Here is a 14,293-nt window from a genome sequence, read left to right as displayed (position 1 = left end):
TTCTCCAGCGTCGAGGTGTCCTGCGTAATCTCTTCGCCCTTGGCCAGCGACCGCAGCAGCCGGCGCATGATCTTGCCCGAGCGCGTCTTGGGCAGGTTGTCGCCAAAGCGGATGTCCTTGGGCTTGGCGATCGGGCCGATCTCCTTGCCGACCCAGTTGCGCAGCTCGGTTGCGAGCTTGGCCGCTTCCTCGCCGCTCGGGCGCGAGCGCTTGAGCACGACGAAGGCGCAGATCGCTTCGCCGGTCATGTCGTCCGGGCGGCCCACCACCGCGGCTTCTGCCACCAGCGGGTTGGCCACCAGCGCCGACTCGATCTCCATCGTGCCCATGCGGTGCCCCGACACGTTCAGCACGTCGTCGATGCGGCCCATGATGGTGAAGTAGCCGGTGTCCTTGTCGCGGATCGAGCCGTCGCCGGCCAGGTAGAGCTTGCCGCCGAGCTCTTCGGGGAAATAGCTCTTCTTGAAGCGCTCCGGATCGCCCCAGATGGTGCGGATCATCGCCGGCCACGGGCGCTTGACCACCAGGATGCCGCCGCTGCCGTTGGGCACGTCCTGTCCGGTCTCGTCGACGATGGCGGCCATGATGCCCGGCAGCGGCAGCGTGCACGAGCCCGGCACCAGCGGCGTCGCGCCCGGCAGCGGCGTGATCATGTGGCCGCCGGTCTCGGTCTGCCAGAAGGTGTCGACGATCGGGCAGTTCTCATTGCCGACGTTCTTGTAGTACCACATCCACGCTTCCGGGTTGATCGGCTCGCCCACGGTGCCGAGCAGGCGCAGGCTCGACAGGTCGTACTGCTTGGGGTGGATCTTCTCGTCGGCCTCGGCGGCCTTGATCAGCGAGCGGATCGCGGTCGGCGCGGTGTAGAAGATGCTGACCTTGTGGCGGGCGATCATGTCCCAGAAACGGCCGGCGTTCGGGTAGGTCGGCACGCCCTCGAACACCACCTGGGTGGCGCCGGCCGCCAGCGGGCCGTAGGCGATATAGGTGTGGCCGGTGACCCAGCCGATGTCGGCGGTACACCAGAACAGGTCGTCGGGCTTGATGTCGAACGACCACTTCATCGTCATCAGCGCCCACAGCAGGTAGCCGCCGGTGCTGTGCTGCACGCCCTTGGGCTTGCCGGTGGAGCCCGAGGTGTAGAGCACGAACAGCGGATGCTCGGCGCCGACGGGTTCGGCCTCGCAGGTATCGGGCTGGCCCGCGCAAAGATTGCGCATCCAGCAATCACGTCCCTGCGTCCAGGCCACCGCCCCACCGGTACGTTTGTGGACAATGACATGCCGTACCGCCTCGCAGCCGCCCAGCGCCAGCGCATCGTCGGCGATGGCCTTGAGCGGCAGCGCCTTGCCGCCGCGCATCTGTTCGTCGGCGGTGATCAGCGCCACCGCGCCCACGTCCACCAGCCGCTCCTGCAGCGATTTGGCCGAGAAGCCGCCAAACACCACCGAGTGCGTCGCGCCCAGGCGCGCGCAGGCCTGCATCGCGACCACGCCCTCGACCGACATCGGCATGTAGATCACCACGCGGTCGCCCTTCCTGATGCCGAGCGACTTCAGGCCGTTGGCAAAGCGGCACACCTTGGCATGCAGGTCGCGATAGGTGACGCGGCTGACGGTGCCGTCGTCGGCCTCGAACACGATCGCGACCTTGTTGGCATTGCCGTTCTGCAGGTTGCGGTCCAGGCAGTTGTACGAGGCGTTGAGCTCGCCGTCCTCGAACCATTGGTAGAACGGCGCGTTGCTCTCGTCCAGCACCTTGGTGAAGGGCTTGTTCCAGTGCAGCAGCTCGCGCGCGTGGCGGGCCCAGAAGCCTTCGTAGTCGCGCCCGGCTTCGTCGCACAGCGTCTGGTAGGCCTCCATGCTGGGAATGGCGGCTTTGGCGCTGGCTTGCGGGGCAGGCGGAAACAGCCTGGCTTCGAGCAGGATGGATTGGAGGGAAGTCATGGATGGTGCGGTCATGGCGCAATGGATGCGGCGCCGATGGAAAAAAAGCCGCCATGGGGCGGCCAGAATCCGGGGGCGACAGTGCTGGAGTACGCCGGGGCCCCGACTACCCGGAGACACAGTAGAGGCGCTTGCCACGTACCGGCGGCGCAGGGACGAACTGCCCCGCCGGCGCGCGCTGCTTACCAGGGCAGCGAGTAGGTCTTGGTGTTGCAGAAGCTCTTCATCGCCTCCAGCACGCCCTCCTTGTAGCCCAGGCCGGAATCCTTGATGCCACCGAACGGCGTCAGCTCCAGCCGATACCCCGGCACCTCCCGCACATTGACACTACCAACCTTGAGCTCCCGCACGAAGCGCGTGATGTAGTCGAGCCGGTTGGTGCAGACCGATGACGACAGCCCATACGCCGTGCCATTCGAAATCCGGATCGCCTCATCAATATCCCTGAAACGGATCACCGGCGACACGGGCCCAAAGGTTTCATGCTTCACCACCGTCATCTCCGGATCCACGTGGTCGAGCACGGTGGGCGAATACAGTGCGCCGCGGCGGATATTGCCGTAGCGCAGCGTTGCGCCAGAGGCGATGGCTTCGTTCACCACCTGCTCGAACTGGATCGCCGCCGCCTCGTCGATCACCGTGCCCATATCGACCTTGGGGTCCATCGGATCGCCATAGTTGAGCACCTCGGTCTTTGCCACCAGCAGGTCGACAAAACGCTCCGCTACCGACTCGTGCACCAGCATCCGCTTGATCGCCGTGCAACGCTGCCCGGAATTCTTGTACGAGCCGCTCGCCGCCAGCGTGGCGGCTTCTTCCAGGTCGGCGTCTTCCATCACGATGATGGGATCGTTGCCGCCCAACTCCAGCACCTGGCGCTTGTAGGTGGCCTTGGCGGCGATGTACTTGCCGATCGGCACGCCGCCGGTGAAGGTGACCAGGTCGACGTCGGGGTGCGTCAGCATCTCGTCGGCGATCTCGCGCGGGTCGCCGGTGATGACCGACAGCATCTGCGGTGGCAGCCCAGCCTCATACAGGATGTCGGCCAGCAGGTACGCGGCAAGGGGCGTTTTCTCGCTGGGCTTGAGCACCATGCGGTTGTTGGTGGCCACTGCCGGCGCGACCTTGTGGATCACCTGGTTGAGCGGGTGGTTGAACGGCGTGATCGCGGTGATCACGCCCAGCAGCGGCTCGCGCAGGGTATAGACCTTGCGGCTCTTGCCGTGGTGGGTCAGGTCGCACGAGAACACCTGGCCGTCGTCGACCAGCGCCTGGTTGGCGGCGAACAGCAGCACGTCCGAGGCGCGGCCGACTTCGTACAGCGAGTCCTTGCGGCACAGGCCGGATTCCAGCGTGATGGTGCGCGAGATCTCGTCCAGCCGCGAGGCGATGATCTCGCCCGCGCGCATCAGGATCTTGTAGCGCTCGTAGCGCGTCAGTGTGGGCTGGTAGTCGCGCGCGATGCGGTAGGCGCGGCGCACGTCGTCGAGCGTGGCCTTGGGCACCGTGGCGATGACTTCGCCGGTGTAGGGGTAGGTCACCTCGATCACGTCTTCGCGGTAGATCTTTTCGCCGGCGATGCGAAGGGCCTCGTGGCGGATATCGGGAATGGCATGCAATGCGGTCATGGTTTTACCCTCGCGGGTTTCTGAGCAGTGTGTTGAAAGACAATGCGGGCGTCGCAGGCGGGCCGGCGCGGTGCCGGCCCCGCCCGGCTAGCGTTAGCGGCGGATGAACGCCGCGATCACGGCGCTGATGATGCAGCTGGCTGCCACGATCGGGAACACCAGCGAGGTATTGCCGGACTGGTCCAGGATGCGGCCGATCAGCGGCTCGCCTAGTCCGGCGAGCAGGTAGGAGAAGAAGTTGAGGATGCCGGTGGCCGTCCCCGCCCGCTTTGCGCCGACCAGGTCCGGACACAGCGCCCAGAACGACGAGGCCGGGCCATAGACGAAGAAGCCAGCGAGGAACAGCGCGACGATGGCGCCCATGCCCGTCGGCAGCTGGTACATCACCATCGATGCGATCGCGCCCAGCACCATGTAGAGCATGATGGCCTTGCTGCGGCTGGAGCCGAACAGCCGGTCCGAGATCCAGCCGTTGGACAGCGCGCCGAACGCCATGCCCACCGGCAGCGCCACCGAGATCCAGGCCGGGTCGATCAGCGTTTCCGCGGTCTTCCAGTTCTTGCCCAGGAAGTGCACCGGGACCCAGACGATCAGGCCGTAGCGCGCCGCGTTCTGGAAGCCGATCGACAGCCCCGCGATGATCAGGCGCGGATTGCGCAGCACCGCCTTGTAGCGCGACCACGAGCTTTCCTCGGCATCGGTTTCAGGCGCTGTGTGGGCCGCTGTGTGGGCCGTTGTGCGTGCCGTTGCGCGCGGGTCGTCATCCTCGCCCTTGGCCACGCCGGTATCGGGCGACTTGTAGCCGAGGTCTTCCGGCCGCTCGCGCACGATCAGGTAGAAGGTGATGCCGCCCACCAGCATCAGCAGCACCGGCAGGCGGAAGATCCAGCGCCAGTCCAGGTGCAGGATGTTCACCACCACGATCGAGGTCACGAACGACAGCACCGAGGCGCAGCCGGCCGCGAACACGTAGAAGCCATAGACCTTGCCGCGTTCCTCGGCGCCCCACCAGTTCGACAGCAAGCGGCTGCCGGGCGCCCAGCCGAGTGCCTGGAAATAGCCGTTGATGCCCCACGGAATCGCCAGGCTCTTGAAGCCGACGGCGAAGCTGACCACCCAGTTGGCCGCGCACGACAGGATTGCGCCGGCGGTCATCACGCGGCGCCCGCCGAACTTGTCGCCGAGGTTGCCGTTGATGGCCTGGCCGATGGCGTAGCACCACAGCAGGCAGGTCGAGGCCCAGCCCAGCGCCGCCTTGGACAGGCCGAACTCTTCCTGGATGCCGGGGATGGCAAAGCCGAAGGTCTGCCGGCCGGTGTAGAAGAAGAAGTAGCAGAACATGGCGGCCAGCAGCATCCGCCACTGCGCGCGCCGGAACGATTGCTCGGCCGGGGCGACGTACGCCCCCACCTGGATGCGGTCGGCTGTTTCCATGGTTGTCTCCTTTTATATTGTCGGCCCGTCTGTCGGGCTCGTGTGGCCGGGTAAACACCGGCCGTGGGGAACCGCTACGCAGGCACGGCGCCGATGAAGTTCTTGCCGCGGGCGCCGTCCAGCGCACGCGCGATCATGGCGCCGGCCTCGTCGTCGCTGACGCCGTAATCGGCAAACTCGGTCTTCACTCCCAGCCCTTGCAGCAAGGCGCGCAGGCGCTGCTGCCCGCCGTCCAGCGACGGCCCGAACAGCCGCTGCAGCGTGCGGTCGCGGTCGGGGCGGCGTGCCCACGCCTTTTCCAGCACCAGCGGCAGCGTGAACGAGCAGGCAATGCCGTGCGGCAGGCCGTGGCGCAGCGTCATTTCGTAAGAGATCGAGTGCGCCAGCGCGGTCTTGGTGTTGGAAAACGCCAGGCCGGCCTTGAGTGCGGCCAGCGCCATGCGCTCGCGCAGCGACAGGTCATCGAGGTTCTGGACCAGCTGCGGCAGGGTCTCGAAGATGTCCTCGACCGCCGACACCGCGAAGGTGTCGGAGACCGGATTGGCGTTGACGTTCCAGATCGATTCGAGCGCATGCGACAGCGCATCGAGGCCGGTGGCAATGGTGGTGCCGCGCGGCACCGACAGCATCAGCTGCGCATCGACGATGGCGGCTTCGGGCCAGGTCTGCGGCAGGTGCAGTGAGTATTTCTTCTGGTTCGCCGCGTCCCAGATGGTGGCCCACGGCGTGACTTCGCTGCCGGTGCCGGCGGTGGTCGGCACCGCGATCAGCGGCTTGACCTGCGCCGGCGTGAACGACTTGCCGCTCGCCAGCAGGCTGACCAGCGAGTCGAAGCGGCCCGAGCGGGTGCCGGCCATCAGCGCCTTGGCGGTATCGATGGCGCTGCCGCCGCCGACCGCGACGATGGCGTCGCAGCGGTCGGCGTGTTCCCAGAAGCGGTTGTACAGGCCGGACAGATGCGCCACGTCCGGATTGGGCTGCACGTCTTCGATCAGCCCGGCCAGGTCTGCGCCCAGCAATGCTTCCAGCCGCGCCACCAGTCCCAGCGCGCGCGCTTCAGGGAAGGTCACGACCACGGCGCGCCGGCCGTGGAGCAAGGCCGGCAACTGGTCGAGCGCGCCGGCCCCGCAATGGATCGACACGGGGTTGTGGTAGGCATGGGTCATGGGGTCTCCTCGGTTCTGGCTCTGGGTTGCGTTGGCCGCGGTTGGCACCGCGCGCCTGGTTGCCAGAAGTGTGGGAGACGCCAAAGCCCCGGTCCAATCGCATCTTTGACGCCCGACTGCGCCAAAACCGATGGATCGCCGCGGCGCCGCGCCGGCCTCGGGGAAACCCTGTACGCATCGGCGCGCGGCTGTGGGAGACTCGCCGGACACGCCGCCGAAGCGGCGGCCAGCCCCTATCCGATCCATGTTCCACCAGTACTACAAGTCGATCCGCTGCTTCCACGCGGTGGCGCGCACTGGCGGCTTCACCGCCGCGGCGCAATACCTGCATATCGGGCAACCCACCGTGACCGACCAGGTCAAGGCACTGGAGACGCGCTTCGGCGTGGAGTTGTTCCTGCGCAGCGGGCGCAGCGTGCGCCTGACCGATACCGGCGAGCGGCTCTATGCGATCACGCAGGGGCTGTTCGGGCAGGAAGAGGAAGCCATGCAGTTCCTGCACAGTGCGCACAAGCTCAAGACCGGGCTGGTGCGGGTGGGCGCGGTGTCACCGCCGATCGCGCTGGGGCTGGCGCGCAGCTTCCGCAGCGCGCATGCGGCGCTGGAGCTGACCGTCACCATCGGCTCGGAGGCGTCGGTCCTGCGCGGCCTGCAGGACTTCGACATCGACGCCGGCATCCTTGCCGAGCCTGACCCGGTGGCGGGGCTGCATGTGGTGCCCTATCGCAAGGAACGCATTGTCGCGGTGATGCCGGCGGGCCATGCGCTGGCCGGGCGCACCACGGTCACGCTGCGGGACCTCGCCGGCGAACCCGTGATCCAGCGCGAGCCGGGCTCGAAGACGCGCGACCGTGTCGAACGCGCGTGCGCGCAGCATGGCGTGGCATTGCACTGCGCGATGGAGATCAACAGCCGCGAGGCCATCCTGCATGCGGTGGCCAGCGGCATGGGACTGAGCTTCGTCACCGAGATCGAATGCATCCCGTTGCCGGGGCTGCAGGTGGTGCCGGTGGACGAGCCGCTGCTGTCGATCGACTATTCCCTGTGCTGCCTGGCGGTGCGCAAGGAACGCCCGTTGATCTCGGCGCTGTTCGCGGTGGCGCTGGGCGGCGGCTGAGACTGGGACCTGGCGCGCTCGCGTTCGAGTTCGCGCTCGCGCTCGGCCGCGGCCTCATGGCGGCGCGAACCGTAGCGGCGTGCGTACTGCCAGGTGAACTCGGCCCCCAGCAGGAAGATCTGCGCGGAGTAATACACCCACAGCAGCAGCACCACCAGCGAGCCGGCGGCGCCGTAGCCGTTGGCGACGCCGCTCTTGCCGATATACAGGCCGATCAGGAACTTGCCCAGCGTGAACAGCAGCGCCGTCACCGCCGCGCCCAGCCACACGTCGGGCCAGCGCACCTTGGCGCGCGGCATGATCTTGTAGATCATGGCGAACACCACCGTGATCAGCACCAGGCTGACCACGGTGTCGAGCACATGGGCGATCAATTCCTCCGCGCCAAACAACGGCCCCCACAAACGGTTGAGCGCGGAGATCCCCGCGCTCAACAGCAGCGACACCACCAGCAGGAAGCCGATGCCCAGGATCATGCCGAACGACAGCAGCCGCGCGCGCAGCAGCGCAAACAGGCCGGAGCTCTTGCGCCGCTCGGGCACCTCCCAGATCCGGTCGAGCGCGGACTGCAGCTCGGCGAACACCGTGGTCGCGCCGATCAGCAGCACCACCACGCCGACCACCGCGGTCAGCGCGCTGGCCGCGGGCTTGCTGACCGCCAGCAGCATGGCTTCGACGGTCTTGGCGCCCTCCGGGCCAAGCAGCCCCTGCAACTGCGCCACCACTTCGCCGCGCGCGGCCTCGTGGCCGAACACCACGCCCGCCACCGAGATCACGATCAGCAGCAGCGGCGCGATCGAGAACACCGTGTAATAGGCCAGCGCCGCGCCCATGCTGGGGGCGTAGTCTTCCACCCAGGCGTTGACGGTATCCCGCAGCAGCCCGTAGAGCGCGCGGGGCGAGGACAGCAGAACCGACGAAATGGAAGGCATCGCTCGATCCCCAGTCACGATACTGCCCTGCCCCCGCAATTCCCGTTCCTGCCCGCGCCCATGTGTTGCGGCGATGTGCTGCGGCGATGGCAGGCGTGGCGCCGCGGCGCCGCCAGAGCCCCACAGGCGCCCCACCGACGCCCCGCCGGACCGCCGCGGGTGCCTCAGGCCCGCGCCAGCGTGGCGACCCCGCAGTGCCGGATCGCGTGCATTCTTTACAACATCCGCTTCACGGCGCCTGCATCGACACGCCGTAGCCTCCGAAGATGCGCGCCAGCTCGCCGTTGGCGCGGATCTTGTCCAGCGCCGACTGCAGCGCTTCGGCCAGCTCGCGTTCGCCCGCCTTGACCGCCATGCCGACGGCCCAGCCGCGCGGCGGCAGCAGCGGCGCGCTGATGTCGGCCGCGGCATAGCGGCCGCCGGCGTGGCCGCCCGCCTTGAGCGCGCTTTCATACTGCGCGCGCGTCACCAGCGCCGCGGCGATCTCGCCCGAGAACAGCGCGTGCAGCGCCAGCCCTGCCTCGGGAAAAATCCTGACCCGGTCACGCAGCGCGCCGCCGCCGGCGGACAACAGCGCGTTGGCCCCGGCCGAGCCCGCGGCCGCGCCAGTGGGCTGGCCGGCCAGGTCTTCCAGGCCGCGCACCTCCGGCACCCGCTCGCGGTCGTGCACCAGCACGAAGGTCTCGCGGTAGTAAGGTGCGACGATCAGCGCCTTGTCGTTGGCGCGCATGAAGGCCCGGTCCACCGGCACGTGCAGCATCACGTCGGCCGGGCCGTAGCCCAGGTAATGGCCGCGCCAGACCATCGCGCGCAGGTCGTCGGCCATGTTCTCGTCGGCATCGAACGGCAACAGCGCCACCGACAGGCCCAGCGCCTTGCCCAGCGCCTGCGCCAGCGCCACGTCGATGCCGGCGTACTGGCTGCCGGCCAGCGCCGAGAACGGCGGCAGGCCCTTGTACACTGCCACCTTCAGCGTGCCGGCCTGGCGGATCCGGGCCAGGTCGGCATGCGCCGGCGACACGCCGAGCAAGGCGGCGGCAGCCAGCAGGATGCAGCCGAGCCAGCGCAGCATCCGCGCCGACGGCGCGGTCAGGACGGAAACGGTAAGCCGTGGGCCGCGGACAGGGCTGTCAGGCATGGCATTGCTCCAGTTGGACGAAGGGGATCGGCGGCATCGATGGCGTTGGCGCGGCGCTTACTCGTGGCGCGATTCCAGGTAGGTCTTGATGGCCCAGACCGCCTCCTGGCTCAGCACGCCGTCGAACGGCGGCATGTAGACGCGGCCGTCGCGGGTGCGGCCCTTGCGCACGGTGGTGGTGTAGAACTGCGAGATCTCGCTCTGGCAGGCCTGCTTCTTTTTGGCGTCGGCCAGCGCGACGCAGTCGCCGTCCAGCTTGCGCAGGTCGGGGGCAATGCCGCCCGACACGGCTTCCAGCCCGTGGCAGCGCGCGCAGTTCTGGTTGTACGCCGACGAGCCGATGCGCAGCGCCTCTTTGTGCGCATCGCCGCTGCGGTAGGGATTGTCCGGACGCCATTCGTCGCCCAGCTGTGGTAACGCTTTGGTGTCGACGGCCTGGGGCGTGACATCGCCGTGGGCCAGCACCGGGCTGGCGGAAATAGCGGTCAGGGACGCGCAAAGCGAGAGCAAGGCAAGCAGGCGGCGCTGCGTTTTCATGGATGTCTCCTACAGTGATGGGGCTGGCTTTGTTTGCCCTGTTTCCGCAAGAGCCATACCAACACCGAGGCAAGGCGAAAATGCCGCGTTTTCCGGGCAAGATCCCCCGGGTCAGCCCAGCGGTGTCCCGGAATGCCACACCCTGGCAAGTGTTTTGCTTCACCACGCAACACTGTCGAGCGCGCGCCTGGCGCGGCCGGCAGCGACCCGCGCAAAGATCGCGGGCGGATTTTCCACAAGGAGACCGAGACATGACCATCCAGCCGGATCCGGCCCGTCCGCAGGCGGACGCCCCCGTTGATGCCGGGCAGCACGAGCGCGCCGAGCTGATCGCCCAGGCCCACCAGCGCTCGGAGTCTTATGGCCTGCGCCCCTATGAGTCGCCCGATTTCTGCCCGGTGCTGCAAAGCGAGCTGAAGACCCGCATCGAACGCAGCCAGTCGCTGTTCACCTATGCCCTGCCGGTGATGGAGACGCTGCACGACCAGATCGTCGACACCCAGAGCATGATCGTGCTGACCGACGCCGATGGCCTGATCCTGCACGCCATGGGCGACGACGACTTCCTTGCCCGCGCCGACAAGATCTCGCTGCGCCCGGGCTCGGAGTGGTCGGAGGCGCGCCGCGGCACCAACGCCATCGGCACGGCGCTGGCCGAGAACCGCGCCACGCTGGTCCACGGCGCCGACCATTACCTGGAGGCCAACCAGTTCCTGACCTGCTCGTGCATGCCGATCCTGGACCCTTACGGCAAGACCGTGGGGGCGCTGGACGTGACCGGCGACCAGCGCGGCTTCCACAAGCACACCATGGCGCTGGTGCGGATGTCGGCGCAGATGATCGAGAACCAGCTGTTCGGCAACGCCTTCCGCGACATGGTGTGCATCCGCTTCCATTCGCGCGCCGAGTTCCTCGGCACGCTGGTGGAGGGCATCGTCTCGTTCACCCCCGGCGGGCGCTTCCTGTCGGCCAACCGCAGCGGGCAGTTCCAGCTGGGCCTGTCCAACGGCGCGCTGCAGGCGCATACCTTCTCGTCGCTGTTCGGGCTGTCGATGTCGCAGCTGTTCGACGCGGCGCGCGCGGCCCATGCGGGCATCGTCCAGCTGCACCTGCCCAGCGGCGTCAAGGTCAGCGCGCGCGTGGAATGGAAAACCCCGGCCGCGGCGCTGCCCGGCGGCAGCGAGGCGCGTCACGCGGGCGCGAGCGGCGCCAGCGGCATGCCGCGCAGCCTGGCGGCGGGCCCCGCGCCCTCGCCGGGGCTGGATGAGCTGGACACCGGCGACGCGCAGATCCGCACCGTGATCGGCAAGCTGCGCAAGGTCATCGGCAAGGACATCCCGGTGATGGTGCTGGGCGAAACCGGCACCGGCAAGGAGCTGCTGGCGCGCGCCATCCACGCCGACAGCGGGCGCCGCACCGGCCCCTTCATCGCCGTCAACTGCGCCTCGATTCCGGAAAACCTGATCGAGTCGGAGCTGTTCGGCTACGAGGAAGGCGCCTTCACCGGCGCGCGCAAGAAGGGCGGCATCGGCAAGATGCTGCTGGCCAACGGCGGCACGCTGTTTCTCGACGAGATCGGCGACATGCCGCTGCACCTGCAGGGCCGCCTGCTGCGCGCGCTGCAGGAGCGCGCGGTATCGCCTTTGGGCAGCAGCAAGGTGATCCACATCGACGTCTCGCTGGTGTGCGCCACCAACCGCAACCTGCGCGACCTGGTTGCCAGCGGCCAGTTCCGCGAAGACCTGTACTACCGCCTCAACGGGCTGGTGGTGCGGCTGCCGGCGCTGCGCGAGCGCAGCGACCTCGACGTGGTCGCCGGCAAGCTGCTGCGCCAGGACCACGGCGGCGGCGCCGGTGCGGCCGGTGCGGCCGGTGCGGACGATAGCGCGCCCCGCATCAGCGACGCGGTGATGGCGCTGTTCCGCCGCTACCACTGGCCGGGCAATATCCGCCAGCTGTGCAACCTGCTGCGCACCGCGCGGCTGATGGCCGAGGGCGAAGCCGAGATCACCGAGGAGCACCTGCCGGACGACTTCCTCGACGACCTGCGCGAGGCGCAGCCACCCGTGCCCGCGGCCGCGCCGGCCGTGGCGATGGCGCACGGCACGCAGCCCACGCGGCTGGCCGAGGTCGAGGCGATGGCGATCGTGGCCACGGTCAAGGCCCACAACGGCAATATCTCGGCGGCGGCCAAGGCGCTGGGGATCTCGCGCAACACGGTCTACCGCAAGATGGAGGAAGCGCGCGGGCTGCCGCACCAGGGCGGCTGACTCGCGCCCGCGCGCCAGGCCGCCGGTTCAGGCCGGCGGCTCGCCCTGCATCCACGCGTCTTCCAGCTGACGCCAGGCGCGCTGCAGGTTCAGCGGATGGCGGGTCGGGAAATGGCGCCAGTGGCGGAACGGCGCCGCCACCACGGCGTCGGCCGCTTGCGATGCATCGCGGCCCGCGGCCAGCGCGGCGCCAATGCCCTGCGCCAGCACATCGAGATAGGCCAGCGTCGGCGCCAGCGTCTGCGCGGACGTGCCGGTTGCGGTGGCGACGACGGTGTCCGCCGGCAGCGCGATCAGCTGGCGCAGCGCCTGGCGCCAGCCTTGCAGCGACGCCTCCTGCATCTCCGGCACACGTTCGCGGTACCCCAGGCCGCCGGCACACAGCAGCCGCAGCTGCGGCGCGTACAGCACGGTATCGGACGCGCTGTGGGCCGGCGCATGCACCTGCACCTGCCACGCGGTATCGCCGGTCTGCAGCCAGGCGCCGTGCTGCAGCACCGGCTCCGGCAACACGATCGCGGTGCCGCGCATGGCCGCGTGCCCGAGCTGCGCGCCCAGCCGGGCCAGGCAGTCCGAGCATCGTTGCCGCATCAACGCGGCGGTGGCCGCCGAAGCCAGGAACTGCGGCCGCGGCCGCAGCCCGGCAAAGGCGGCATTGGCCAGCACGTTCTCGGGATGGGCGTGGCTGTTGACCACCCAGCGCACCGGCTGCCGCGTCAGCGCGCGGATCGCGCCGAGCAGCGCCCTGCCCCACGCCGCCTGCGGCCCGGGATCGACCACCAGCACCCCCGCGCGCGTGACATGGACCAGGCTGGGCACCACCGCGCCGGCGTTGGCGCGCATGGCTTCGGCATTGGCGGCCCGGGCGACGTAGACGCCGGGCTGCAGCGGGTCCAGCACGACCCGCGTGCCGGCCGCCGCGGCCGGCTGCCACGCGTCGAGCGCCAGCGCCAGCGAGGTCCCGAGAAAGGCACGACGCGTGGCCATCAGCGCTGCCAGGCGCTGGCACGGATTGCGTCCGCGAGCGCAGCGCGCATGGCGCCGTCGGCCAGGTGCCCGGCGTCGACCCATGCCAGCCGCGCGTCCGGCATGGCTTGCCGCAGCCGCAAGGCATTGGCGGGCCGGCACACCGCGTCGGCACGGCCATGCAGCAGCGTCACCGGCAGGCCGTGCGCGGCGATGTCCCGCGCCGCGCGCAGCAAGGCGGGCTTGCCCAGCCCGGCGCGGTGGCGCAGGTAGTGCGCCTGGATGCGGTATTTGCGTACCGTGGCCAGCCGTTCGCGCGCGGGCTGCCGGCGTTCTTGCGCAAGGCCGCGCAGGCCGAGCCGGTCCAGCTCGAGCCCGCGCCAAGCGGTCGCGGTGTCCCGTTTTTGAACAGCCGTCCCACTTTGCAACAGTCGAGACACTGTCAGCAGCCGCGCGCGCGCCTCGGGCAGCCGCTCGCCCGCCGGCGCGGCGCGGCGCAGCAGCCCGGCGCCGGCGCGCGGCGCAAACAAGCCCAGCACGTCGTCGCGGCCGGTCAGGAAGGCGCCGCGCAACACCAGCGCGGCGACCGCATGCGGATAGCGCGCGGCATAGGCAAGCGCCAGCGCCGCGCCCCACGATCCGCCCACCACGCCCCAGCGCGCGATGCCAAGGGCCGCGCGCAGCTGCTCCAGGTCCGCCAGCAGCGCGCCGACGTTGTTGCGCCGCACCCCGCCGGCCGGGGTCGAGCGGCCGGCGCCGCGCTGGTCAGGCATCACCACGCGGTGCCGTTGCGGGTCGAACCACGCCGCCATCGACGGGGTACAGCCGCTGCCCGGCCCGCCGTGCAGGACCAGCCAGGGCTCGCCGTGCGGCGGGCCGCCCAGCCGCACGTGCAGGCGCTGCGCGTCGGGCGTGCGCAGGTAGAAGACGGTGTGGTCCAGGGTTGCGTCGGGCATGGTTGTTGCCTTTCCGGGCATTGCGGCAGACACGCTGCCATGCCGCGACGCTAATCACTAACCATGCCACCCAAGGAGACCGACATGACCTGGACCACGCCCGCCTATACCGAGCTGCGGCTCGGCTTTGAAATCACCATGTATATCGCCAACCGCTGACCGGCCGCGACGTTCCGCGGGCGGGCGCCGCCGGTGGTTGCCGG

At 69.2% G+C, this 14,293-nt stretch carries 12 protein-coding genes; 3 read left to right on the top strand and 9 right to left on the bottom strand.

The window, feature by feature from the left end:
* The 4 genes from acs to psrA form a co-directional block, all read right to left on the bottom strand.
* Positions 1-1,946 (bottom strand): acetate--CoA ligase (gene acs / locus AC3FMM_RS30340; protein ID WP_488688140.1); only part of this gene is annotated, 1,946 nt, incomplete at its 3' end.
* Between the two features lie 182 nt (positions 1,947-2,128).
* Complete coding sequence (gene phnY / locus AC3FMM_RS30335; protein ID WP_488688138.1) at positions 2,129-3,574, bottom strand: phosphonoacetaldehyde dehydrogenase; 1,446 nt, start codon at positions 3,572-3,574, stop codon at positions 2,129-2,131.
* 93 nt (positions 3,575-3,667) lie between these two features.
* On the bottom strand, positions 3,668-5,008 hold the full coding sequence (locus AC3FMM_RS30330) for an MFS transporter (protein ID WP_326348599.1): 1,341 nt from the start codon (positions 5,006-5,008) through the stop codon (positions 3,668-3,670).
* Between the two features lie 74 nt (positions 5,009-5,082).
* The gene (psrA, locus tag AC3FMM_RS30325; RefSeq protein ID WP_473703171.1) at positions 5,083-6,174 is read right to left on the bottom strand and encodes an iron-containing alcohol dehydrogenase PsrA; all 1,092 of its coding nucleotides are present in this window, start codon (positions 6,172-6,174) and stop codon (positions 5,083-5,085) included.
* A gap of 244 nt (positions 6,175-6,418) precedes the next feature.
* On the opposite strand from psrA, the gene AC3FMM_RS30320 reads away from it, so the two are divergent.
* Positions 6,419-7,291, top strand: a complete 873-nt coding sequence (locus AC3FMM_RS30320) for a LysR substrate-binding domain-containing protein (RefSeq protein ID WP_115682881.1) — start codon at positions 6,419-6,421, stop codon at positions 7,289-7,291.
* Here the strand turns inward: AC3FMM_RS30320 and AC3FMM_RS30315 are convergent.
* From AC3FMM_RS30315 to pedF, 3 genes are all read right to left on the bottom strand, one after another.
* Positions 7,210-8,223, bottom strand: a complete 1,014-nt coding sequence (locus tag AC3FMM_RS30315; RefSeq protein WP_115712786.1) for a YihY/virulence factor BrkB family protein — start codon at positions 8,221-8,223, stop codon at positions 7,210-7,212. The two genes, AC3FMM_RS30320 and AC3FMM_RS30315, sit on opposite strands and share 82 nt — an antisense overlap.
* A 229-nt stretch (positions 8,224-8,452) precedes the next feature.
* A complete protein-coding gene (locus AC3FMM_RS30310; RefSeq protein ID WP_488688135.1) occupies positions 8,453-9,361 on the bottom strand; it encodes a substrate-binding periplasmic protein in 909 nt (302 codons plus the stop codon).
* A 57-nt stretch (positions 9,362-9,418) separates the two neighbouring features.
* Positions 9,419-9,898, bottom strand: a complete 480-nt coding sequence (pedF, locus tag AC3FMM_RS30305; RefSeq protein WP_115712784.1) for a cytochrome c-550 PedF — start codon at positions 9,896-9,898, stop codon at positions 9,419-9,421.
* 251 nt (positions 9,899-10,149) lie between these two features.
* Between pedF and AC3FMM_RS30300 the strand changes: the two genes are divergently transcribed.
* Positions 10,150-12,168: a sigma-54-dependent Fis family transcriptional regulator gene (locus AC3FMM_RS30300; RefSeq protein ID WP_488688132.1), complete on the top strand. Its 2,019-nt coding sequence runs from the start codon at positions 10,150-10,152 to the stop codon at positions 12,166-12,168.
* Positions 12,169-12,195: 27 nt separating this feature from the next.
* Here the strand turns inward: AC3FMM_RS30300 and AC3FMM_RS30295 are convergent, their stop codons facing one another.
* Both AC3FMM_RS30295 and AC3FMM_RS30290 read right to left on the bottom strand, forming a co-directional pair.
* Positions 12,196-13,155, bottom strand: a complete 960-nt coding sequence (locus AC3FMM_RS30295; protein ID WP_488688131.1) for an MBL fold metallo-hydrolase — start codon at positions 13,153-13,155, stop codon at positions 12,196-12,198.
* Entirely contained in the window at positions 13,155-14,090 is a 936-nt protein-coding gene (locus AC3FMM_RS30290) for an alpha/beta fold hydrolase (RefSeq protein ID WP_488688129.1), read from the bottom strand. The genes AC3FMM_RS30295 and AC3FMM_RS30290 overlap by 1 nt, the downstream gene beginning before the upstream one ends.
* Positions 14,091-14,174: 84 nt before the next feature.
* On the opposite strand from AC3FMM_RS30290, the gene pqqA reads away from it, so the two are divergent.
* Positions 14,175-14,249 carry a pyrroloquinoline quinone precursor peptide PqqA gene (gene pqqA, locus AC3FMM_RS30285; protein WP_012355514.1) on the top strand — a complete coding sequence of 25 codons (75 nt, stop codon included), beginning with the start codon at positions 14,175-14,177 and terminating at the stop codon, positions 14,247-14,249.
* The last annotated feature ends 44 nt before the right edge of the window (positions 14,250-14,293 follow it).

This window comes from Cupriavidus sp. 207A1 (genome assembly GCF_057798955.1).
The sequence above is the reverse complement of the archived record's forward strand: the minus strand, read 5'-3'. Positions and strand labels throughout refer to the sequence as shown.